Consider the following 21,591-nt stretch of genomic DNA (forward strand, 5'->3'; position numbering starts at 1 on the left):
GGGGCCCGCCCTCGCTTGCGCGGAAGGTAGCTATTTAGTGTAGCAGGTTCCGGTCCGCAGGGGGAGGATCACCAGCTGGCCTTGCGCAGGCCCGGGACGTCGCCGCGCATGGTCGCCTCGCGCAGCTTGTTGCGGCCGAGGCCGAACTTGCTGTACACGGCGCGCGGGCGCCCGGTCAGGGCGCAGCGGGTGGTCTGGCGGGACGGCGAGGAATCGCGCGGCAGCTTCTGCAGCTTGGTCGCCGCGGCCATCTTCTCCTCGTAGGACGCATCCTGGCTGGAGATGACCTTCTTCAGCGCCTCGCGCTTGGCGGCGTACTGCTTGGCCAGCTTGGCACGCTTGGCCTCGCGGTTGATCATGGAAGTCTTGGCCATGACGTGTCCTTAGTTGCGGAACGGGAAACGGAAAGCCTCGAGCAGGGCCTTGGCCTCCGCATCGGTCTTCGCGGTGGTGGTGATCGCGATGTCCATGCCGCGCATCGCATCGACGGCGTCGAAGTCGATCTCCGGGAAGATGATCTGCTCCTTCACGCCCATGTTGTAGTTGCCGCGACCGTCGAACGAACGCCCCGACACGCCGCGGAAGTCGCGCACGCGCGGCAGCGAGATGTTGATCAGGCGGTCCAGGAACTCGTACATGTGCGCGCGACGCAGGGTCACCTTGCACCCGATCGGCCAACCGTCGCGGATCTTGAACGATGCCACCGAGACGCGCGACTTGGTCACCACCGGCTTCTGGCCGGAGATCTTGGCCATGTCGGCCACCGCGTTCTCCAGCACCTTCTTGTTGGTGGCGGCCTCGCCCACACCCATATTGAGCGTGATCTTGACGAGCTTGGGGACTTCCATCGGATTGGTGTAACCGAACTGCTGCATCAGCTTCGGCACCACTTCATCCTTGTAGAACTTTTCGAGTCGGGTGGTCATGTCAGATGGCCTCGCCGCTGGAGCGGAACACGCGGATGCGCTTTCCATTCTCCAGCACCTTGGTGGCAACGCGCTCGCCCTTGCCCGTCGCCGGGTTGTAGAGCATCACGTTGGAAATGTGGATCGACGCCTCACGCTCGACCACACCGCCGGACTGGCCGGCCTGCGGGTTGGGCTTGGTGTGACGCTTGACCAGGTTCAGGTTGGCAACGTACACGCGCTCGCCTTCCACGCGCAGCACTTCGCCGGTCTGGCCCTTGATCTTCTTGTTGCCGGTGGTGATCACCACCTGGTCGCCCTTGCGGATACGGTTCATGTTCTTCCTTCCTCCGCTCAGAGCACTTCGGGCGCGAGCGAGACGATCTTCATGAACTTCTCGGAGCGCAGCTCGCGGGTCACGGGCCCGAAGATGCGGGTGCCGATCGGCTCATGCTTGTTGTTCAGCAGCACCGCAGCGTTGCCGTCGAAGCGGATCAGCGAGCCGTCGGGACGGCGCACGCCCTTGCGGGTGCGCACCACCACGGCGTCGTATACGTCGCCCTTCTTCACTTTGCCGCGCGGAATGGCGTCCTTCACCGACACCTTGATGATGTCGCCGATGCCGGCATAGCGGCGCTTGGAACCGCCCAGCACCTTGATGCACATCAGTTCCTTGGCACCCGAGTTGTCGGCAACGTCGAGAAAGCTCTGCATCTGGATCATGGCTGTCTCTCCTGCTTACTCGGCGGCACGGGTGATGATTTCCACCACGCGCCAGTTCTTGGTCTTGGACATCGGCGCGCATTCGGCCACGCGCACCACGTCACCCTCGTTGCACGAGTTCTCGGCGTCGTGGGCGTGCAGCTTGGTCGAGCGGCGGATGTACTTGCCGTACAGCGCATGCTTGACCTGGCGCTCGACGAGCACCGTCACGGTCTTGTCCATCTTGTTGCTGACCACGCGGCCTTCGACCGTGTGCAGCTTCTTGGTTTGTTCGGTCATGGCGCCCGTTCCTTACTTCATCTGGCCAAGCAGCGTGTTGACGCGAGCGATCTCGCGGCGCACGCGGCGGGGCTCATGGGTCTTGGACGGAGGCAGCTGGCCAGTGGCCTTCTGCATGCGCAGCGCGAAGCGCTCCTTCTGCAGCTCGACCAGGTGGGCCTTCAGTTCGTCCGCCGACTTCTGACGCAGTTGCTTGAGTTCCATCAGCGCACCGTCCGGGTCACGAATTGGGTGGTGACCGAGAGCTTGGCCGCGGCCAGGCGGAACGCCTCGCGCGCCACCTCCTCGCTCACGCCCTCGATTTCATAGATCATGCGACCGGGTTGCACCAGCGCCACCCAGTACTCCACGTTGCCCTTACCGGCGCCCATACGGACTTCGATCGGCTTCTTGGTGATCGGCTTGTCGGGGAACACCCGGATCCACATCTTGCCGCCGCGCTTGACGTAGCGGCTGATGGAACGCCGGGCGGCCTCGATCTGGCGCGCCGTGAGCTGGCCGTGGGCGGTCGCCTTCAGGCCGTACTCGCCGAAGCTGACGGCGTTGCCGCTCCAGCTCAGGCCCTCGTTGCGGCCCTTGTGGACCTTGCGGTATTTGGTTCGCTTGGGTTGCAGCATGGTTTATTCCCTCGCTTCGCCGCGCTCGGCGCGGTCGCCACGGTCACGACGCGGACCGCGCGGACGCTCGCGGTCACCACGGTCGCCGCGCGGCGCCGGGCTATCGTCCTGCTTTTCCTGGCCGATCTGGCTGAAATCGAAGATTTCGCCCTTGTAGACCCACACCTTGATGCCGATGATGCCGTAGGTGGTCTTCGCCTCGGCGAAGCCGTAGTCGATGTCGGCGCGCAGGGTGTGCAGCGGCACGCGACCTTCGCGGTACCACTCGGAACGCGCGATCTCGGCGCCGTTCAGGCGCCCGGCCACGTTGACCTTGATGCCCAGCGCGCCCAGGCGCATCGCATTGCCGACCGCACGCTTCATGGCGCGGCGGAACATGATGCGGCGCTCCAGCTGCTGCGCAATGGACTCGGCCACCAACTGCGCGTCGAGCTCCGGCTTGCGGACCTCGGTGACGTTGATGTGCGCCGGCACGCCGAGCACATCGGACACTTCCTTGCGCAGCTTCTCGATGTCCTCGCCGCGCTTGCCGATCACCACGCCCGGGCGGGCGGTGTGGATGGTGACGCGGGCGTTGTTGGCCGGACGCTCGATCAGGATCTTGCTGATGCCGGCCTGCGCCAGCTTCTTGCGCAGCATGTCGCGGACCTTGAGGTCGCCCGACAGGAACTCGGCGAACTGTTTCTTGCCGGCATACCACTTGGAGTTCCAGTCCTTGGCGATGCCCAGGCGGATGCCGATCGGATTGACTTTGTGACCCATATTAGTTGCCCTCGCCCACGACCACGGTGATGTGGCTGGTGCGCTTGGTGATGCGCGTGCCACGGCCCTTCGCACGCGCCATGAAGCGCTTCAACGCCGGACCTTCATCGACCATGATGGTCTTGACCTTCAGCGCATCCGCATCGGCCCCGACGTTGTTCTCGGCGTTGGAGGCGGCAGAGAACACGACCTTGTAGATCATGCCGGCGGCCTTCTTGTCCGAGAACTTCAGCAGGTCGAGCGCGCGCGCCACGGGCAGGCCGCGCACCTGGTCGGCGACCAGGCGGGCCTTCTGCGGGGAGATGCGCGCGGTGCGCAGGATTGCCTTCGCTTCCATCGTCATCTCCTTACTTCGACTTCTTGTCGCCGCCATGACCCTTGAACGTGCGGGTCACGGCGAATTCGCCAAGCTTGTGGCCAACCATGTTTTCGTTGACCAGCACCGGGATGTGGTTCTTGCCGTTGTGCACGGCGATGGTGAACCCGATCATTTCCGGCAGGATCGTGGAACGACGCGACCAGGTCTTGATCGGCTTCTTGCTGCTGCCCGCGGCCTCCACCTTCTTCTGCAGGTGGTGGTCGATGAACGGGCCTTTCTTGAGTGAACGTGCCATTGCCGATTAGCTCCTGCGGTCGCGCACGATGAACTGCTGGGTGCGCTTGTTCTTGCGGGTCTTGTACCCCTTGGTCGGCACGCCCCAGGGCGTGACCGGGTGCGGGTTGCCCTGGCCGGCCTTGGCCTCGCCACCACCGTGCGGGTGATCGACCGGGTTCATGGCCGCACCGCGAACGGTCGGGCGCACGCCGCGCCAGCGCTTGGCGCCGGCCTTGCCCAGCTTCTCCAGGCCGTGCTCGTCGTTGCCGACCTCGCCGATGGTGGCGCGGCACTCGGCCGGCACCTTGCGCATCTCGCCGGAACGCAGGCGCAGGGTGGCGTAGACGCCTTCACGGGCGACCAGTTGCACGCCGGCACCGGCGGCACGGGCGAGCTGCGCGCCCTTGCCGGGCTTCATCTCGATGCAGTGCACGGTGGAACCGACCGGGATGTTGCGCAGCGGCAGGGTGTTGCCGGCCTTGATCGGCACATCGCGGCCAGACATCACCTGATCGCCCGCCTTCAACCCCTTGGGCGCGATGATGTAGCGGCGCTCACCATCGGCGTAGCACAGCAGCGCGATGTGCGCGGTTCGGTTGGGATCGTACTCGATGCGCTCGACGCGGGCGGGGATGCCCTCCTTGTCGCGCTTGAAATCGATGATGCGGTAGTGCTGCTTGTGGCCACCGCCGATGTGGCGGGTGGTGATGCGGCCGTGGTGGTTGCGGCCACCGGTCTTGCCCTGCTTCTCCACCAGCGCGGCGTACGGCGCACCCTTGTGCAGATCGGGCGTCACCACGCGGACCGCACTGCGGCGGCCGGCGGAGGTGGGCTTGAATGTCATCAATGCCATGGACTTGTTCCTCAGGCCGAGACGGTCATGACGTCGATCGCCTGGCCCTCGGCCAGGGTGACGTACGCCTTGCGCCAATCGCCGCGGCGGCCCTGGCGGAACTTGAAGGACTTGGACTTACCCTTCACGTTCACCACGTTCACCGCCTCGACCTTGACGTCGAAAATCTTCTCGACCGCGGCCTTCACGTCGGCCTTGGTCGCGGTCTTGGCGACCTCGAAGACGTATTGGTTGGAGACTTCCTGCAGGCGCGCAGTCTTTTCGGACACGCGCGGCGCACGGATCACTTCGTACAGATTGGCGCTCATGCCAGCCACTCCTCGATCTTCTTCACCGCATTGGTGGTGACCACCACGGTGTCGGCGCCGACCAGCGCAACCGGATCCAGACCCTGCACGTCGCGCACCTGCACGTACGGCAGGTTGCGGGCGGACAGGTACAGGTTGTCGGTCGCTTCCTCGGTCACGATCAGCGGACGCTTGCCCGCCTTCAGGTCGGCCAGCTTGGCCACCAGGCCCTTGGTCTTCGGCGCATCCACGTCGAAGGCCTCGACCACGGTGATGCGGCCCTGGCGGTTCAGCTCGGACAGGATCGCGGCCATCGCCGCGCGGTACATCTTGCGGTTCACCTTCTGCGCGAAGTTGCGCGGCTTGGCCGCGAAGGTGACACCACCACCGACGAAGATCGGCGCGGTCAGGGCGCCATGACGGGCGCCGCCGCCCTTCTGCTTTTTCGATTTCTTGGTGGTGCCGTGGACTTCCGAACGGGTCTTCTGCGCCTTGGTGCCCGCGCGCGCCGCATTGCGGTAAGCAACAACGACCTGATGCACAAGGTCTTCGTTGAACGCGCGATCGAACACCGCGTCAGACACGGCCAGCTTGCTACCGCCGTTGATATTCAGTTCCATGATCAGACTCCCTTGCTCGTCGGGCGCACGATCACGTCGCCACCCGGCGCACCGGGAACCGCGCCACGCACGGCGATCAGGCCACGCTCGGCATCCACCTTCACCACCTGCAGCCCCTGGGTGGTCTGGGTGACATGGCCCATATGGCCGGCCATCTTCTTGCCCGGGAACACGCGGCCCGGGGTCTGGCGCTGACCGATCGAGCCCGGCGCGCGGTGCGACAGCGAGTTGCCGTGGGTCGCGTCGCCCATGGTGAAGTTCCAGCGCTTGATCGTGCCCTGGAAGCCCTTGCCCTTGGTAACGCCCTGGACGTCGACCGTCTGGCCGACCTCGAAGATGTCGGCCTTGATCTCGCCGCCCACTTCGAAGCCACCGATCTGGTCGGCCTCCACGCGCAGCTCCCACAGCCCGCGCCCGGCTTCCACCCTGGCCTTGGCCAGATGGCCGGCGGCCGGCTTGCTGAGCAGGCTGGCGCGCTTGACGCCGGCGGTGACCTGCACGGCGCTGTAGCCGTCGGTCTCCACGGTCTTGATCTGGGTGATGCGGTTCGGCGTGGCCTCGATCAGGGTCACCGGCACAGACTTGCCGTCCTCGGTGAACATGCGGCTCATGCCGGCCTTGCGACCGACGATGCCGAGCGAATACTTCTTCGCGCTCATTCGTGGCCTCCTCAGGTCAACTTGATCTGGACGTCGACGCCAGCCGCGAGCTCGAGCTTCATCAGCGCATCCACGGTCTTGTCGTTGGGATCGACGATGTCGAGCACGCGCTTGTGCGTGCGGGTTTCATACTGGTCGCGCGCGTCTTTGTCGACGTGCGGCGATACCAGCACGGTGTAGCGCTCAATCTTGGTCGGCAGCGGGATCGGGCCGCGCACCTGCGCGCCGGTCCGCTTGGCCGTCTCGACGATCTCGCTGGCCGAACGGTCGATCAGGCGATGATCGAACGCCTTCAGCCGGATGCGAATCTTTTGGTCCGCCATGGGAGGAATGCCTCGTGTCTAAAGAGCGTCAGGCGTGGCGGCGTCATGTGCGCCACGCCCCGTGAATACGACAGGTACCACTGCGTCCTGCCCAGCCCGCCAAGCGACAGGCCATCGTCCAACCAGGCAAGGAGGTTTCCATGAACGCGCCGAAAGGCCCCGCCGATATGCCCCGGACATTTCCGGGGCGGACGAGGCCTTGCCACGCGACATCTCCCTGTCTGGCGAACACGAGGCGCGTCCTGCACCTCATTTCGCTCCCCTCCGCAACTCACATTGCGCAAGGGTCTTGCATTCTAACGGAAGAAATCAGAGCTGTGCAAGCCCTGATTCTGCTTTTCAAGCCCGCGCCCACCGGGAACCACGGGGCTGAACACCCCGGATCCCGGCATGCGCGAGGATGACGCTCGGGCCAGCCGCACGCCGGAGCGCGCGGGGCATCGCGTCACTTGAGGATCTTGGACACCACGCCGGCGCCGACGGTGCGGCCGCCCTCGCGGATCGCGAAGCGCAGGCCCTCGTCCATCGCCACCGGGTTGATCAGCGTCACCTTCATCTTCACGTTGTCGCCCGGCATCACCATCTCGGTGCCCTCCGGCAGCTCCACCGCACCCGTAATGTCGGTCGTGCGGAAGTAGAACTGCGGACGATACCCCTTGAAGAACGGCGTGTGGCGACCACCCTCGTCCTTCGACAGCACATACACCTCCGCCTCGAACTCGGTGTGCGGGGTGATCGAACCCGGCTTGCACAGCACCTGGCCGCGCTCCACCTCGTCACGCTTGGTGCCGCGCAGCAGCAGACCCGCGTTGTCGCCCGCCTGGCCCTGATCCAGCAGCTTGCGGAACATCTCCACGCCGGTCACCGTCGTCTTCTGGGTCGGACGGATGCCCACGATCTCGATTTCGTCGCCCACCTTGATCACGCCACGCTCAATGCGCCCGGTCACCACGGTGCCCCGGCCCGAGATCGAGAACACGTCCTCCACCGGCATCAGGAACGGCTTGTCGATCGCACGCTCCGGCTCCGGAATCCAGGTGTCCAGCGCATCCACCAGCTTGATGATCGACGGCACGCCGATCTCCGACTGGTCGCCTTCCAGCGCCAGGCGCGCCGAACCCGCAATGATCGGGGTGTCGTCGCCCGGGAAGTCGTACTTGCTCAGCAGCTCGCGGACCTCCATCTCCACCAGCTCCAGCAGCTCCTTGTCGTCCACCATGTCCGCCTTGTTCAGGTAGACCACGATGTACGGCACGCCCACCTGCCGCGACAGCAGGATGTGCTCGCGGGTCTGCGGCATCGGGCCGTCCGCCGCCGAGCACACCAGAATCGCGCCGTCCATCTGCGCCGCACCCGTGATCATGTTCTTCACGTAGTCGGCGTGGCCGGGGCAGTCCACGTGCGCATAGTGGCGCGTCGGGCTCTCGTATTCCACGTGCGCCGTCGAGATCGTAATCCCGCGCGCCTTCTCTTCCGGCGCCGCGTCGATCGCGTCGTACGCCTTGAACTCACCACCGAAACGCTCCGCGCCCACCTTCGTCAGCGCCGCCGTCAGCGTCGTCTTGCCGTGGTCCACGTGGCCAATCGTGCCCACGTTCACGTGGGGCTTGGTGCGCTCGAACTTACCCTTTGCCATGGTTTGAAACTCCGAAAATTGGGGATTGGAAACTGGAAATGCGAACCCGGATGCCGGAAGCACGCGCTGCGGCTCCCGGCTGCCGGACGGCGACCCTTACGCCTTCTTGATCACCGCCTCGGCGATGTTGTTCGGCGCTTCCTCGTAGTGGTCGAACTCCATCGAGAAGGTCGCGCGCCCCTGCGTCATCGAACGCAGCGAAGTGGCGTAGCCGAACATTTCGCCCAGCGGGATCATCGCGTTGATGATCTTGCCCGAGGGGCTGTCGTCCTGGCCCTGGAGCACGCCGCGGCGGCGACTCACGTCGCCCATCACGTCGCCCAGGTAGTCCTCCGGACTGACGATCTCGACCTTCATGATCGGCTCCAGCAGGACCGGATCGGCCTTGCGGAAGCCTTCCTTGAAGGCCATCGACGCGGCGAGCTTGAACGCCATTTCCGACGAGTCGACGTCATGGTACGAGCCGAACACCAGCTTCACCTTGACGCCCACCACCGGGTAGCCGGCCAGCGGGCCGCTGGTGATGGTCTCGCGGATGCCCTTCTCGACCGCCGGGATGAATTCCTTCGGAATCACGCCGCCGGTGATCTCGTTGATGAACAGGAAGTCGTTCCTGGTGTCCGGGTTGGCCTTGTCCTCGGCGGTCATCGGCGACAGCTCGATCACCACGTGGCCGTACTGGCCCTTGCCGCCCGACTGCTTGGCGTGCTTGTAGTCGCTCTTCACATCGGACTTGCGGATGGTCTCACGGTAGGCCACCTGCGGCTTGCCGACGTTGGCTTCTACGCCGAACTCGCGCTTCATGCGGTCGACGATGATGTCCAGATGCAGCTCGCCCATGCCGGCGATGATGGTCTGGCCGGACTCCTCGTCGGTGCGCACGCGGAAGGAAGGGTCTTCCTGCGCCAGGCGGCTCAGGGCGTTGCCCATCTTCTCCTGGTCGGACTTGGTCTTCGGCTCGACCGCCATCGAGATCACCGGCTCCGGGAAGCTCATGCGCTCGAGCACGATCGGGGCGTCGAGGGCGCACAGCGTATCGCCGGTGGTGACGTCCTTCAGACCTACCGCAGCCGCGATGTCGCCCGCCAGCACTTCCTTGATCTCATCACGCTGATTGGAGTGCATCTGCAGCAGGCGCCCGATGCGCTCCTTCTTGCCCTTGACCGAGTTCAGCACCTGGTCGCCGGCGTTGAGCATGCCGGAGTAGACGCGGAAGAAGGTCAGCGAACCCACGAACGGGTCGGTCATGATCTTGAACGCCAGCGCCGAGAACGGGGCCTTGTCGCTGGACTCGCGGCTCAGCTCCTTGGTCTCGTCGTCCACGTCCACGCCCTTCACCGGCGGCACGTCCACCGGCGACGGCAGCAGGTTGATCACGCCGTCCAGCATGGCCTGCACGCCCTTGTTCTTGAACGCGGAGCCGCAGAACATCGGCACGATCTCGGTCTTCAGGGTGCGCTCGCGAAGCCCGGCGATGATCTCGGCCTCGGACAGGTCGCCCTCCTCGAGGTACTTGTTCATCAGCTCCTCGGAGGCCTCGGCCGCCGACTCCACCATGAACGCACGCTCTTCCTCGGCCTTCGCCTGCAGTTCGGCCGGAATGTCGCGATATTCGAAGTTCAGGCCCTGCGAGGCGGCGTCCCAATGGATCGCCTTCATCTTCAGCAGGTCGATCACGCCCTCGAAGTTGTCCTCGGCGCCGATCGGCACCTGCATCGGCACCGGCACCGCGCCCAGGCGTGCCTTCAGCTGGTCGCGCACCTTGTAGAAGTTGGCACCGGTGCGGTCCATCTTGTTGACGAACGCGATGCGCGGCACGTGGTACTTGTTGGCCTGGCGCCACACGGTCTCCGACTGCGGCTGCACGCCGCCCACAGCGCACAGCACGAACACGGCGCCGTCGAGCACGCGCAGGCTGCGCTCGACCTCGATGGTGAAGTCCACGTGCCCGGGGGTATCGATGATGTTGAAGCGGTGCTCGGGGAAGGTCTTGTCCATCCCTTTCCAGAACGCAGTGGTGGCGGCGGACTGGATCGTGATGCCACGCTCCTGCTCCTGCTCCATCCAGTCCATGGTGGCCGCGCCATCATGCACTTCGCCGATCTTGTGGCTCTTGCCGGTATAGAACAGGATGCGCTCGGACGTGGTGGTCTTGCCGGCATCGATGTGGGCCATGATGCCGAAGTTGCGGTAACGCTCGATGGGAGTGGAACGGGCCACGGGAGCCTCTCAATGATTTCGGATTTCAGAATGACCGAAGACCGCCTCGCGGCGGCATCCGGAGTGTCGCGCCCCGTCCAGGGCCGCGGCGCGGGCGACGGACGATTCCGCCGCACCCGCAATCCCGCCGGGATTACCAGCGGTAGTGGGCGAACGCCTTGTTGGCGTCGGCCATGCGGTGGGTTTCCTCGCGCTTCTTGATCGCGCCGCCGCGGTTCTCGGAGGCATCGATCAGCTCGCCGGCCAACTTGCGCGGCATGCTGTTCTCGCCACGCTTGCGCGCGGACTCGATCAGCCAGCGCATCGCCAGCGCCATGCGACGCGAGGCGCGCACTTCGACCGGCACCTGGTAGGTGGCGCCGCCAACGCGGCGGGACTTCACCTCGACCGCTGGGGCGACGTTGCCCAGCGCCTTCTCGACCAGTTCGAGCGCGTTCGGGTTCTTTTCGCTGATGACATCCATCGCGCCGTACACGATCTTCTCGGCAACCGACTTCTTGCCGCTCTGCATCACCATGTTGATGAAGCGGGCGATGGTTTCGCTTCCGTGCTTCGGATCCGGCAGCACCGAACGCTGCGGGGTATTGCCTTTACGGGACATGTTGCTTCTCTCGTGGGGCGGGCGCCAGCCCACCGTTGATCTGCGTGGATGAACCTGTCTCCGGACGCTGCCGGGACGGCCCGCCTCTTACGACTTCGGACGCTTGGCGCCGTACTTCGAGCGCGCCTGCTTGCGCTTGGCGACGCCGGCGGCATCGAGCGAGCCGCGCACGGTGTGGTAGCGCACGCCCGGCAGATCCTTGACGCGGCCGCCACGGATCAGCACTACGCTGTGCTCCTGCAGGTTGTGCCCCTCGCCGCCGATGTACGAGATGACCTCGTAGCCGTTGGTCAGACGCACCTTGGCCACCTTGCGCAGCGCCGAGTTCGGCTTCTTCGGGGTAGTGGTGTACACGCGGGTGCAAACGCCGCGACGCTGCGGGCAGTTCGCCAGCGCCGGGGAGGCGCTCTTGTAGGTTTCCGGGCTGCGCGGCTTGCGCACGAGCTGGTTGATCGTTGCCATTTCGGGGCTCAATTGGCGGGCGCAAGGCCCATATGGAGACAAACGCAGCCGGATGCTTGCGCAAGCCGGCCGACCAAAACAAAAACACGGCCGGCGCAGGACCTTGCGGTCAAACGCAGCCATGTCGAAAAACCACGCCTTCCGCAGCAGCGACCGGACGTGATTGATCTGCGATCCCGTCCGTCCTGGACCCAACACGAGGCGCGTCCTGCGTCCTCATTTGGTGATCTGGATGGCGCCAGGCCATCAAAAGCCGCGGAAGCATACACGCTCCGCGGCCCTGAAGCAAGCCCCGCCCAGGATTCCCGGACGGGGCGCGGCGACCGGCCGGCTTACTCGCCGGCCGCCCCGCCCGCCGACGCCTCGGCCTCGACGGTCTCCGCCGCGGGTTCGCCCGCCAGCGTCGCCATTTCGGCCTCGGTCAGCCCGGAGGCCTGCTTGCGGCGCTGGCTGTGGTAGGCCAGACCGGTACCGGCCGGGATCAGGCGACCCACGATCACGTTCTCCTTCAGGCCGCGCAGGGTGTCGCGGGTGCCGCGCACTGCCGCCTCGGTGAGGACGCGGGTGGTCTCCTGGAACGAGGCCGAGGAGATGAACGACTCGGTCGCCAGCGAGGCCTTGGTGATCCCCAGCAGCACCGGCTCGAACTTCGCCGTGATCTCGCCCTTGCGCGACAGGCGCTCGTTCTCCTCGATCGCGCGCTGGCGCTCGACCTGCTCGCCGTTGAGGAACTTCGAATCGCCCTGGTCCACGATCTCGACCTTGCGCAGCATCTGGCGGATGATCACTTCGATGTGCTTGTCGTTGATCTTCACGCCCTGCAGGCGGTAGACGTCCTGGATCTCCTTGACCAGGTAGGCGGCCAACTCCTCGACGCCCTTCAGGCGCAGGATGTCCTGCGGGCTCGGCTCGCCATCCACCACGGTCTCGCCCTTCTCGACGTGCTCGCCCTCGAACACGATGATCTGGCGGTACTTCGGAATCAGCTCCTCGTGCTCGGTGCCGTCGGCACTCTTGATCACCAGGCGCTGCTTGCCCTTGGTCTCCTTGCCGAAGCTGACCACGCCGGAGATCTCGGCCAGGATCGCCGGGTCCTTTGGCTTGCGCGCCTCGAACAGATCGGCCACGCGCGGCAGACCGCCGGTGATGTCGCGGGTCTTCGATGCTTCCTGCGGAATCTTGGCGACCACGTCACCCACGCCGACCGGCGCGCCGTCCTGCAGGTTGACGATCGAGCGTGGCGGCAGCATGTACTGCGCCGGCAGGTCGGTCCCCGGGATGGTGAGGTCCTTGCCGTTCTTGTCCACGATCCGCACCAGCGGGCGCAGGTCCTTGCCCTGGTTGCCGCGGCGCTTGGGATCGGTGATCTCGCGCGACGCCAGGCCGGTGAGGTCGTCGGTCTTCTCGATCACGGTGACGCCATCGACGAAGTCGACGAAGCGGATGAAACCCGCCACTTCCGAGACGATCGGGTGGTTGTGCGGATCCCAGTTGGCGACGGTCTGGCCGGCCTTGACCTCGCCGCCGTCCTGCACCTGCAGGGTGGCGCCGTAGGGCAGCTTGTAGCGCTCGCGCTCGCGGCCGTGGGTGTCCAGCACCGACAGCTCGCCCGAACGCGAGACCGCCACCAGGTGGCCTTCCGCGTGCTTGACGAACTTCAGGTTGTTGAACTTCACCGAACCGGTGGTCTTCACCGTCACGTTGTCGATCGCCGCCGCACGCGACGCCGCGCCACCGATGTGGAACGTACGCATGGTCAGCTGGGTGCCGGGCTCGCCGATCGACTGCGCGGCGACCACGCCGACCGCTTCGCCGTGGTTCACCAGGTGGCCGCGGCCGAGGTCACGGCCGTAGCAGTGCGCGCACACGCCGAACGAGGCCTCGCAGGTGATGGTGCTGCGCACCTTGATCACCTGCACGCCGGCGTCCTCGAGCTTCTGCGCCCACTGCTCGTCGATCAGGGTGTTGCGGGTGATGAACGGATCCTCGTCGTTGCCCGGCAGGAACACGTCCTCGGCCACGATCCGGCCCAGCACGCGGTCCTTCAGCGGCTCGACCACGTCGCCGCCTTCCACGATCGGAGTCAGGGTCAGGCCGGCCAGGGTGCCGCAGTCGGACTCGGTGATCACCACGTCCTGGGCCACGTCCACCAGGCGCCGGGTCAGGTAGCCGGAGTTCGCGGTCTTCAGCGCGGTGTCCGCCAGGCCCTTGCGCGCGCCGTGGGTCGAGATGAAGTACTGCTGGACGTTCAGGCCCTCGCGGAAGTTCGAGGTGATCGGGGTCTCGATGATCGAGCCGTCCGGCTTGGCCATCAGGCCGCGCATGCCGGCCAGCTGGCGGATCTGCGCCTGCGAACCACGCGCGCCGGAGTCGGCCATGATGTAGATGGAGTTCATCGACTTCTGGTCGATGGTCTCGCCCTTGGCGTTGACCACCTTCTCGGTGCCGATGGTGTCCATCATCGCCTTGGCGACGCGCTCGTTGGTGCGCGACCAGATGTCCACGACCTTGTTGTAGCGCTCGCCGGCGGTGACCAGGCCCGACTGGTACTGCTGCTGGATCTCCAGCACCTCGGCCTCGGCCTCGTCCAGGATCGCCTTCTTCTCGAGCGGGATGGTCATGTCGTCGATGCCGATCGACACGCCCGCGCGGGTGGCGTAGGCGAAGCCGGTGTACATCAGCTTGTCGGCGAACACCACGGTGTCCTTGAGGCCCAGCATGCGGTAGCAGCTGTTGATCAGGCGGCTGATCGCCTTCTTGGTCAGCTCCACGTTCACCAGCGCGAACGGCAGGCCCTCCGGCAGGATCTCGCGCAGCAGCGCGCGCCCGACCGTGGTGTCCACGATCGAGGTCTGCTGGCTGCGGCTGCCGTCCTCGGCGATCACGGTCTCGGTGATGCGCACCTTGCACTTGGCGTGCAGCTCGACCACGCGATTGTCGTAGGCGCGCTTCACCTCGGCGATGTTGGCGAACACCATGCCCTCGCCCGCCTTGTTCTCCAGCGCGCGGGTCATGTAGTACAGGCCCAGCACCACGTCCTGCGACGGCACGATGATCGGCTCGCCGTTGGCCGGCGACAGGATGTTGTTGGACGCCATCATCAGCGCGCGCGCTTCCAGCTGGGCTTCCAGCGACAGCGGCACGTGCACGGCCATCTGGTCGCCGTCGAAGTCGGCGTTGAACGCGGTGCAGACCAGCGGGTGCAGCTGGATCGCCTTGCCCTCGATCAGCACCGGCTCGAACGCCTGGATGCCGAGGCGGTGCAGGGTCGGGGCGCGGTTCAGCAGCACCGGGTGCTCGCGGATGACCTCCTCGAGGATGTCCCACACCTCGGCTTCCTCACGCTCGACCAGCTTCTTCGCCGCCTTGATGGTGGTGGCGAGGCCGCGCGCCTGCAGCTTGGCGAAGATGAAGGGCTTGAACAGCTCCAGCGCCATCTTCTTCGGCAGGCCGCACTGGTGCAGCTTGAGGTACGGACCGACCACGATGACCGAACGGCCGGAGTAGTCCACGCGCTTGCCGAGCAGGTTCTGGCGGAAGCGGCCCTGCTTGCCCTTGATCATGTCGGCCAGCGACTTCAGCGGGCGCTTGTTAGTGCCGGTGATGGCGCGGCCGCGGCGGCCGTTGTCCATCAGCGCGTCCACCGATTCCTGCAGCATGCGCTTCTCGTTGCGCACGATGATGTCGGGCGCGTTCAGCTCCAGCAGGCGGCGCAGGCGGTTGTTGCGGTTGATGACGCGGCGGTACAGGTCGTTCAGGTCGGAGGTCGCGAAGCGGCCGCCGTCCAGCGGCACCAGCGGGCGCAGGTCCGGCGGCAGCACCGGCAGGACGGTCATGACCATCCACTCCGGGCGGTTGCCGGACTCGATGAAGGCCTCGATCAGCTTGATCCGCTTGGTCAGGCGCTTGAGCTTGGTCTCGCTGTTGGTGGAGGCGATCTCCTCCTTCAGCTGCACCATCTCGCTCTGCAGGTCGATCGTGCGCAGCAGGTCGTAGACCGCCTCCGCGCCCATCGCCGCATCGAAGTCATCGCCGTGCTCCTGGCGCGCCTTCATGTATTCCTCTTCGTTGAGGAGCGTGCCGCGCTCGAGCGGGGTCAGACCCGGCTCGGTGACCACGTATGCCTCGAAATAGAGGATGCGCTCGATGTCGCGCAGGGTCATGTCCAGCATCAACCCGATGCGCGAGGGCAGCGACTTCAGGAACCAGATGTGCGCGACCGGCGAGGCCAGGTCGATGTGACCCATGCGCTCGCGGCGAACCTTGGCCAGGGTCACCTCGGTGCCGCACTTCTCGCACACCACGCCGCGGTGCTTCATGCGCTTGTACTTGCCGCACAGGCACTCGTAGTCCTTGATCGGGCCGAAGATGGCGGCGCAGAACAGGCCGTCGCGCTCCGGCTTGAAGGTGCGGTAATTGATGGTCTCGGGCTTCTTCACCTCGCCGTACGACCACGAGCGGATCAGGTCCGGGCTGGCCAGCGCGATCTTGATCGCGTCGAAGTCCAGCGTCTGGCGCTGCTGGTTGAAGAGGTTGAGCAAATCTTTCATTGGGATTCTCCGGGTCGGGGGCAATGGGTCTTGCGGTGCGGCGCGGCTTCAACGCCGCGCCGTCGCGAAACTCAGTGCTCCTCGAGTTCCATGTTGATGGCCAGGCTACGGATTTCCTTCACCAGCACGTTGAAGGACTCCGGCATGCCGGCCACCATCTCGTACTTGCCGTCGACGATGTTCTTGTACATCTGGTTGCGGCCCTGCACGTCGTCGGACTTCACCGTCAGCATTTCCTGCAGGGTGTAGGCCGCGCCGTAGGCTTCCAGCGCCCAGACTTCCATCTCGCCGAAGCGCTGGCCGCCGAACTGCGCCTTGCCGCCCAGCGGCTGCTGGGTGACCAGCGAGTACGGGCCGGTCGAACGCGCATGCATCTTGTCGTCCACCAAGTGGTTCAGCTTCAGCATGTGCATGTAGCCGACCGTGGTCTTGCGGTCGAATGCCTCGCCGGTGCGGCCGTCGTACAGCTGGACCTGGCCGGACTTCGGCAGGTCGGCCAGCTTCAGCATCGCCTTGATCTCGGCTTCGGTAGCGCCATCGAACACCGGCGTGGCCATCGGCACGCCGTCGGTCAGGTTCTTCGCCATCGCCAGCAGCTCCTCGTCGCTGAACTGCGACAGATCCACCCGCTCGACGTGGGTCTTGCGGTCGTGGTTGTAGATCTCGTCGAGGAACTTGCGCAGCTCGGCCACCTTGGCCTGCGCGTCCAGCATGCGCTGGATCTTCTGGCCCAGCCCCTTGGCCGCCAGGCCCAGGTGCACTTCCAGCACCTGGCCGATGTTCATTCGGCTCGGCACGCCCAGCGGGTTCAGCACGATGTCCACGGTCTGGCCATCGGCCATGTACGGCATGTCCTCGACCGGCACGATCTTGGACACCACGCCCTTGTTGCCGTGGCGGCCGGCCATCTTGTCGCCCGGCTGGATCCGGCGCTTCACCGCCAGGAACACCTTGACCATCTTCAGCACGCCCGGGGCGAGGTCGTCGCCCTGCATGATCTTGGCGCGCTTGTCGGCGAAGCGCTTGTCGAACTCCTTCTGGTGCGCCTCGAGCCTGCTTGGCGGCGCGCTCGATGGCATCGGCCGCGTCGTCGTCCTTCATCCGCAGCTGCAGCCAGTCGGACTTCTTCAGCCCGTCCAGCACCAGCGACGACACGGTGTCGCCCTTCTTCACGCCGGGACCGCCGTTGGCGACCTTGCCCAGCAGCTGCTCGCGCAGGCGGGCGTAGATGGCATTCTCGAGGATGCGGTACTGGTCGTCGAAGTCCTTCTTGACGCGGCGGATCTCGTTTTCCTCGATCTGGCGCGCGCGCTTGTCCTTCTCGATGCCGTCGCGGGTGAACACCTGGACGTCGATCACCACGCCATCCATGCCCGAGGGCACGCGCAGCGAGCTGTCCTTCACGTCCGAGGCCTTCTCGCCGAAGATCGCGCGCAGCAGCTTCTCTTCGGGGGTCAGCTGGCTCTCGCCCTTCGGGGTCACCTTGCCGACCAGGATGTCGCCGGCGCGGACCTCGGCGCCGATGTACACCACGCCGGACTCGTCCAGGCGCGACAACGCCTGCTCGGAGACGTTCGGGATGTCGGCCGAGATTTCCTCCGGCCCCAGTTTGGTGTCGCGGGCCTGGACGGTCAGCTCCTCGATGTGGATCGTGGTGTAGCGATCCTCCTCGACCACGCGCTCGGAGAGCAGGATCGAGTCCTCGAAGTTGTAGCCGTTCCACGGCATGAACGCGACCAGCATGTTCTGGCCCAGGGCCAGCTCGCCGATGTCGGTGGACGGGCCGTCGGCCAGCACGTCGCCGCGCTCGACCCGATCACCCACGTTCACCAGCGGGCGCTGGTTGATGCAGGTGTTCTGGTTGCTGCGGGTGTACTTGACCAGCGAGTAGATGTCCACGCCGGCATCGGTTTCGCCCGAGATCTCGGCCTCGTTGACCTTGACCACGATGCGCGCGGCATCGATCTGCTCGACCACGCCGCCGCGGCGGGCGTTCACGGTGACACCGGAGTCACGCGCCACTGCACGCTCGATGCCGGTGCCGACCAGCGGCTTCTGCGCGCGCAGGGTCGGAACGGCCTGGCGCTGCATGTTGGCGCCCATCAGCGCGCGATTGGCGTCGTCGTGCTCCAGGAACGGCACCAGCGCCGCCGCCACCGACACGGTCTGCATCGGCGAGACGTCCATGAAGTGGATCTCGCTCGGCGGCTTCAGCAGGTTCTCGCCCTGGAAACGGCAGGCCACGAACTGCGCGGTGATATTACCCTTGGCATCGCGCGGCGCGTTGGCCTGCGCGATCACGTACTCGTTCTCCTCGATCGCCGACAGGTACTCGACCTCGTCGGTGACGCGGCCGTCCACCACCTTGCGGTACGGAGTCTCCAGGAACCCGTACTTGTTGGTGCGGGCGAACACCGCCAGCGAGTTGATCAGGCCGATGTTCGGGCCTTCCGGGGTCTCGATGGTGCACACGCGGCCGTAGTGGGTCGGGTGCACGTCGCGCACCTCGAAGCCGGCGCGCTCGCGGGTCAGGCCGCCCGGGCCGAGCGCGGAGACGCGGCGCTTGTGGGTGACCTCCGACAGCGGGTTGTTCTGGTCCATGAACTGCGACAGCTGCGAGGAACCGAAGAACTCCTTCATCGCCGCCGCCACCGGCTTGGCGTTGATCAGCTCCTGCGGGGTCAGGCCCTCGGACTCGGCCATCGACAGGCGTTCCTTGACCGCGCGCTCCACGCGCACCAGACCGACGCGGAAGGTGTTCTCGGCCATCTCGCCCACGCTGCGCACGCGACGGTTGCCGAGGTGGTCGATATCGTCCACCACGCCGCGGCCGTTACGGATCTCGCACAGCACGCGGATTACGTCGAGGATGTCGGAACCGACGCCGCCGGTCATCTCGCGCAGGCGTACCGACTCCTCGTCCTTGCGGTCGGCGAAGTACTTGGCGTCGAACAGCACCGGCGCGCCGGTGACCTCCTTGCGGCCCAGGCGGCGGTTGAACTTCATCCGGCCCACGGCCGACAGGTCGTAGCGCTCGAAGGTGAAGAACAGGTTGTGGAACAGGTTCTGCGCAGCATCCTTGGTCGGCGGCTCGCCCGGGCGCATCATGCGGTAGATCTCGACCAGCGCTTCCAACTGGGTCTTGGTCGGGTCGATGCGCAGGGTGTTGGACAGGTACGGGCCGCGGTCGAGGTCGTTCACCCACAAGGTGCCCACGCTGGCGATGCCGGCCTTGCGCAGCTTCTCCAGCGTCTCCAGGCTGATCTCGTCGTTCGCATTCGCCAGCAGCTCGCCGGTCTTCGGGTCGACCACGTCATGCGCCAGGATGCGCCCGGCGATGTAGTCGTCCGGCACCGCCAGCGCGGACACGCCGGCCGCCTCGAGTTGCTTGATGTGGCGCGCGGTGATGCGCTTGCCCGCCTCGACGATCACCTTGTCGCCATCCGCCAGGTCGAAGTCGAGGGTCTCGCCACGCAGGCGCTCGGGCACCAGCTCCAACTGCACGCCTTCCGCTTCGATGTGGAAGGTATTGATGTCGAAGAACTCCGCCAGCATCTCCTCGTTGGAGTAGCCCAGCGCGCGCAGCAGCACGCTCACCGGCAGCTTGCGGCGGCGGTCGATGCGGGTGTACAGCGCGTCCTTGGGGTCGAACTCGAAGTCAAGCCAGGAGCCGCGGTAGGGGATCACGCGCGCGGAGAACAGCAGCTTGCCCGAGCTGTGGGTCTTGCCGCGGTCGTGGTCGAAGAACACGCCCGGCGAGCGGTGCAGCTGGGAGACGATGACGCGCTCGGTGCCGTTGACGATGAAGGTGCCGTTGTCGGTCATGAGCGGGATCTCGCCCATGTAGACCTCCTGCTCCTTCACGTACTTGATCGCCTTGGTGGACGACTCGCGGTCATAGATGACCAGGCGCACAGTGACCCGCAGCGGGGCGCCGTAGGACAGGCCGCGGGTGCGGCACTCGCGCTCGTCGAAGGCCGGCTCGCCCAGCTTGTAGCCGACGTATTCCAGCGCAGCATTGCCGCTGTAGCTCACGATCGGGAACACCGACTTCAGCGCGGCGTGCAGGCCCTTGTCCTCGCGCTTGGAGGGCTCGACGTTCTCCTGCAGGAACTCGCGGTAGGAGTCCATCTGGATGGCGAGCAGGTAGGGCACCTCGAGGATCGAACGGCGCTTGCCGAAGTCCTTGCGGATGCGCTTTTTCTCGGTGAACGAATACTGCTTGGCGGTAGTCATGTCGCGTGCGCCTCGTCATGTTCGGCCGCGTATCCGCGGCCGGCGGGGAAATACAGGAACTGACAGTGGGAAGTCGCTGGTATTGCCGGCACCAGCACGCCCTCTCCCGCTACTTCCGACTGCCAACTCGGTGGTTCTGCAACAACGGTTTCCACAACGGCCAAAGGCCGGAGGCTTCCGCCCCCAGCCTTTGGTGGTCGCCAGCATGTGCAGCCCGGCGACGCAAGGACCGATTACTTGATCTCGACGGTCGCGCCGGCGGCCTCGAGGTCCTTCTTCATCTTCTCGGCGTCTTCCTTCGACACGCCTTCCTTCACGGTGCCACCGGCCTCGGTGAGGTCCTTGGCTTCCTTCAGGCCCAGGCCGGTGATGGCGCGGACAGCCTTGATCACCTCCACCTTCTTGTCGCCGGCGGTCTTCAGGATGACGTTGAACTCGGTCTGCTCTTCGACGGCGGCGACCGGACCGGCGGCGGCGACGGCCATCACCGGGGCGGCGGCGGAGACACCGAACTTCTCTTCGATGGCCTTCACCAGCTCCATCACTTCCATCAGCGACTTGGCGGCGATGGCGTCGACGATCTGCTCGTTGGTCAGGGACATTGCGATTACCTCTGGATATGTTTCGTTTGGATGGGGAACGTTGTCAGGATCGGACGCGCATCAGGCCGGCTCGGCCTGTGCCCCGGCTTCCACCGGGGCCACATCGCCACCGCCCTGCTTGTCGGCGACGGCCTTGACCGCGCGGGCGAACATCGCCGCCGGCTCGGCCAGCACGCGGGCCAGCATGGCAAGGGCCTGGTCGCGGGTCGGCAGGGATGCCAGGACCTCGACGTGGCTGGCCGGGTACTGCTGGCCACCGACGACGACGACCTTGGGCTGCAGCTTGTCGTTGCCCTTCGCGAACTCCTTGATCAGACGCCCGGCGGCGCCGGGTTCCTCGGTCGAGAACGCGTACAGCAGCGGACCCACGAGGGAATCCTTCGCCACTTCGTACTCGGTGCCGGTGACGGCGCGCACGGCCAGCGTGTTCTTCACAACCTTCAGGAACACGCCCGTCTCGCGGGCCTTCTTGCGCATCGCGGTCATCTGCTCGACCGTGGTGCCGGCGTACTCGGCCGCGACCAGGGAGTGCGCGGTGGCGGCGACTTGCGCCACCTGTGCGACAACATCCTGTTTCTGGGACAGATTGAGAGCCATAGTCACTCCTCGATTGAACGCCGCCCGCGGCTCCTGCCGCTGGCGGTCCTGGGCAATGCCGGTC

22 protein-coding genes and 1 pseudogene are annotated in these 21,591 nt (G+C 65.8%); all 23 read right to left on the reverse strand.

Annotation, left to right across the window (positions count from 1 at the left end; genetic code table 11):
- Window positions 1-68 precede the first annotated feature (68 nt).
- On the reverse strand, window positions 69-374 hold the full coding sequence (rpsN, locus tag LJB71_RS13365) for a 30S ribosomal protein S14 (RefSeq protein ID WP_259304559.1): 306 nt from the start codon (window positions 372-374) through the stop codon (window positions 69-71).
- A 9-nt stretch (window positions 375-383) separates the two neighbouring features.
- On the reverse strand, window positions 384-926 hold the full coding sequence (rplE, locus tag LJB71_RS13370; RefSeq protein ID WP_259304560.1) for a 50S ribosomal protein L5: 543 nt from the start codon (window positions 924-926) through the stop codon (window positions 384-386).
- A gap of 1 nt (window position 927) precedes the next feature.
- Complete coding sequence (rplX, locus tag LJB71_RS13375) at window positions 928-1,242, reverse strand: 50S ribosomal protein L24 (RefSeq protein ID WP_114959695.1); 315 nt, start codon at window positions 1,240-1,242, stop codon at window positions 928-930.
- A 17-nt stretch (window positions 1,243-1,259) separates the two neighbouring features.
- The gene (gene rplN / locus LJB71_RS13380; protein WP_114959696.1) at window positions 1,260-1,628 is read right to left on the reverse strand and encodes a 50S ribosomal protein L14; all 369 of its coding nucleotides are present in this window, start codon (window positions 1,626-1,628) and stop codon (window positions 1,260-1,262) included.
- 15 nt (window positions 1,629-1,643) lie between these two features.
- Complete coding sequence (gene rpsQ / locus LJB71_RS13385) at window positions 1,644-1,907, reverse strand: 30S ribosomal protein S17 (RefSeq protein WP_114959697.1); 264 nt, start codon at window positions 1,905-1,907, stop codon at window positions 1,644-1,646.
- Between the two features lie 12 nt (window positions 1,908-1,919).
- Window positions 1,920-2,111 (reverse strand): 50S ribosomal protein L29, encoded by a 192-nt coding sequence (gene rpmC / locus LJB71_RS13390; protein WP_259304561.1) that lies wholly within the window; start codon window positions 2,109-2,111, stop codon window positions 1,920-1,922.
- Window positions 2,111-2,524 carry a 50S ribosomal protein L16 gene (rplP, locus tag LJB71_RS13395; RefSeq protein ID WP_259304562.1) on the reverse strand — a complete coding sequence of 138 codons (414 nt, stop codon included), beginning with the start codon at window positions 2,522-2,524 and terminating at the stop codon, window positions 2,111-2,113. The genes rpmC and rplP overlap by 1 nt, the downstream gene beginning before the upstream one ends.
- Window positions 2,525-2,527: 3 nt before the next feature.
- Entirely contained in the window at window positions 2,528-3,286 is a 759-nt protein-coding gene (rpsC, locus tag LJB71_RS13400; RefSeq protein WP_259304563.1) for a 30S ribosomal protein S3, read from the reverse strand.
- 1 nt (window position 3,287) lies between these two features.
- Window positions 3,288-3,623 (reverse strand): 50S ribosomal protein L22, encoded by a 336-nt coding sequence (gene rplV / locus LJB71_RS13405; RefSeq protein ID WP_114959860.1) that lies wholly within the window; start codon window positions 3,621-3,623, stop codon window positions 3,288-3,290.
- Window positions 3,624-3,633: 10 nt separating this feature from the next.
- Window positions 3,634-3,900 carry a 30S ribosomal protein S19 gene (gene rpsS / locus LJB71_RS13410; RefSeq protein ID WP_259304564.1) on the reverse strand — a complete coding sequence of 89 codons (267 nt, stop codon included), beginning with the start codon at window positions 3,898-3,900 and terminating at the stop codon, window positions 3,634-3,636.
- Between the two features lie 6 nt (window positions 3,901-3,906).
- The gene (gene rplB / locus LJB71_RS13415) at window positions 3,907-4,734 is read right to left on the reverse strand and encodes a 50S ribosomal protein L2 (RefSeq protein WP_114959702.1); all 828 of its coding nucleotides are present in this window, start codon (window positions 4,732-4,734) and stop codon (window positions 3,907-3,909) included.
- 11 nt (window positions 4,735-4,745) lie between these two features.
- Window positions 4,746-5,042, reverse strand: coding sequence for a 50S ribosomal protein L23 (gene rplW, locus LJB71_RS13420; protein ID WP_240126757.1), 297 nt, complete (start codon window positions 5,040-5,042; stop codon window positions 4,746-4,748).
- Entirely contained in the window at window positions 5,039-5,641 is a 603-nt protein-coding gene (rplD, locus tag LJB71_RS13425; protein WP_259304565.1) for a 50S ribosomal protein L4, read from the reverse strand. The genes rplW and rplD overlap by 4 nt, the downstream gene beginning before the upstream one ends.
- A 2-nt stretch (window positions 5,642-5,643) precedes the next feature.
- Window positions 5,644-6,300 carry a 50S ribosomal protein L3 gene (gene rplC, locus LJB71_RS13430; RefSeq protein ID WP_259304566.1) on the reverse strand — a complete coding sequence of 219 codons (657 nt, stop codon included), beginning with the start codon at window positions 6,298-6,300 and terminating at the stop codon, window positions 5,644-5,646.
- Window positions 6,301-6,311: 11 nt separating this feature from the next.
- On the reverse strand, window positions 6,312-6,623 hold the full coding sequence (gene rpsJ, locus LJB71_RS13435; RefSeq protein ID WP_005408208.1) for a 30S ribosomal protein S10: 312 nt from the start codon (window positions 6,621-6,623) through the stop codon (window positions 6,312-6,314).
- Between the two features lie 445 nt (window positions 6,624-7,068).
- Window positions 7,069-8,259 (reverse strand): elongation factor Tu, encoded by a 1,191-nt coding sequence (gene tuf, locus LJB71_RS13440; RefSeq protein ID WP_259304567.1) that lies wholly within the window; start codon window positions 8,257-8,259, stop codon window positions 7,069-7,071.
- Window positions 8,260-8,355: 96 nt separating this feature from the next.
- Window positions 8,356-10,479, reverse strand: coding sequence for an elongation factor G (fusA, locus tag LJB71_RS13445; protein ID WP_259304568.1), 2,124 nt, complete (start codon window positions 10,477-10,479; stop codon window positions 8,356-8,358).
- A gap of 133 nt (window positions 10,480-10,612) precedes the next feature.
- The gene (gene rpsG / locus LJB71_RS13450; protein ID WP_114959708.1) at window positions 10,613-11,080 is read right to left on the reverse strand and encodes a 30S ribosomal protein S7; all 468 of its coding nucleotides are present in this window, start codon (window positions 11,078-11,080) and stop codon (window positions 10,613-10,615) included.
- Window positions 11,081-11,167: 87 nt separating this feature from the next.
- Window positions 11,168-11,542 carry a 30S ribosomal protein S12 gene (rpsL, locus tag LJB71_RS13455; RefSeq protein WP_114959709.1) on the reverse strand — a complete coding sequence of 125 codons (375 nt, stop codon included), beginning with the start codon at window positions 11,540-11,542 and terminating at the stop codon, window positions 11,168-11,170.
- A gap of 332 nt (window positions 11,543-11,874) precedes the next feature.
- A complete protein-coding gene (rpoC, locus tag LJB71_RS13460; RefSeq protein ID WP_259304569.1) occupies window positions 11,875-16,092 on the reverse strand; it encodes a DNA-directed RNA polymerase subunit beta' in 4,218 nt (1,405 codons plus the stop codon).
- Between the two features lie 71 nt (window positions 16,093-16,163).
- A pseudogene (gene rpoB, locus LJB71_RS13465) lies at window positions 16,164-20,328 on the reverse strand (DNA-directed RNA polymerase subunit beta).
- Window positions 20,329-20,561: 233 nt separating this feature from the next.
- Window positions 20,562-20,930 (reverse strand): 50S ribosomal protein L7/L12, encoded by a 369-nt coding sequence (gene rplL / locus LJB71_RS13470; RefSeq protein WP_259304570.1) that lies wholly within the window; start codon window positions 20,928-20,930, stop codon window positions 20,562-20,564.
- Between the two features lie 60 nt (window positions 20,931-20,990).
- Window positions 20,991-21,527, reverse strand: a complete 537-nt coding sequence (gene rplJ, locus LJB71_RS13475) for a 50S ribosomal protein L10 (RefSeq protein ID WP_259304571.1) — start codon at window positions 21,525-21,527, stop codon at window positions 20,991-20,993.
- Between the last annotated feature and the right edge of the window lie 64 nt (window positions 21,528-21,591).

Origin of the sequence: Thermomonas sp. S9, assembly GCF_024704365.1 — a bacterium.
Lineage (GTDB): Bacteria > Pseudomonadota > Gammaproteobacteria > Xanthomonadales > Xanthomonadaceae > Thermomonas.

Bases quoted from the DNA above. Each gene is read 5' to 3' on its own strand.
- rpsN (WP_259304559.1), bottom strand. From the start codon at position 374: ATGGCCAAGACTTCCATGATCAACCGCGAGGCCAAGCGTGCCAAGCTG.
- rplE (WP_259304560.1), bottom strand. From the start codon at position 926: ATGACCACCCGACTCGAAAAGTTCTACAAGGATGAAGTGGTGCCGAAG.
- rplX (WP_114959695.1), bottom strand. From the start codon at position 1,242: ATGAACCGTATCCGCAAGGGCGACCAGGTGGTGATCACCACCGGCAAC.
- rplN (WP_114959696.1), bottom strand. From the start codon at position 1,628: ATGATCCAGATGCAGAGCTTTCTCGACGTTGCCGACAACTCGGGTGCC.
- rpsQ (WP_114959697.1), bottom strand. From the start codon at position 1,907: ATGACCGAACAAACCAAGAAGCTGCACACGGTCGAAGGCCGCGTGGTC.
- rpmC (WP_259304561.1), bottom strand. From the start codon at position 2,111: ATGGAACTCAAGCAACTGCGTCAGAAGTCGGCGGACGAACTGAAGGCC.
- rplP (WP_259304562.1), bottom strand. From the start codon at position 2,524: ATGCTGCAACCCAAGCGAACCAAATACCGCAAGGTCCACAAGGGCCGC.
- rpsC (WP_259304563.1), bottom strand. From the start codon at position 3,286: ATGGGTCACAAAGTCAATCCGATCGGCATCCGCCTGGGCATCGCCAAG.
- rplV (WP_114959860.1), bottom strand. From the start codon at position 3,623: ATGGAAGCGAAGGCAATCCTGCGCACCGCGCGCATCTCCCCGCAGAAG.
- rpsS (WP_259304564.1), bottom strand. From the start codon at position 3,900: ATGGCACGTTCACTCAAGAAAGGCCCGTTCATCGACCACCACCTGCAG.
- rplB (WP_114959702.1), bottom strand. From the start codon at position 4,734: ATGGCATTGATGACATTCAAGCCCACCTCCGCCGGCCGCCGCAGTGCG.
- rplW (WP_240126757.1), bottom strand. From the start codon at position 5,042: ATGAGCGCCAATCTGTACGAAGTGATCCGTGCGCCGCGCGTGTCCGAA.
- rplD (WP_259304565.1), bottom strand. From the start codon at position 5,641: ATGGAACTGAATATCAACGGCGGTAGCAAGCTGGCCGTGTCTGACGCG.
- rplC (WP_259304566.1), bottom strand. From the start codon at position 6,300: ATGAGCGCGAAGAAGTATTCGCTCGGCATCGTCGGTCGCAAGGCCGGC.
- rpsJ (WP_005408208.1), bottom strand. From the start codon at position 6,623: ATGGCGGACCAAAAGATTCGCATCCGGCTGAAGGCGTTCGATCATCGC.
- tuf (WP_259304567.1), bottom strand. From the start codon at position 8,259: ATGGCAAAGGGTAAGTTCGAGCGCACCAAGCCCCACGTGAACGTGGGC.
- rpsG (WP_114959708.1), bottom strand. From the start codon at position 11,080: ATGTCCCGTAAAGGCAATACCCCGCAGCGTTCGGTGCTGCCGGATCCG.
- rpsL (WP_114959709.1), bottom strand. From the start codon at position 11,542: ATGGCAACGATCAACCAGCTCGTGCGCAAGCCGCGCAGCCCGGAAACC.
- rpoC (WP_259304569.1), bottom strand. From the start codon at position 16,092: ATGAAAGATTTGCTCAACCTCTTCAACCAGCAGCGCCAGACGCTGGAC.
- rplL (WP_259304570.1), bottom strand. From the start codon at position 20,930: ATGTCCCTGACCAACGAGCAGATCGTCGACGCCATCGCCGCCAAGTCG.
- rplJ (WP_259304571.1), bottom strand. From the start codon at position 21,527: ATGGCTCTCAATCTGTCCCAGAAACAGGATGTTGTCGCACAGGTGGCG.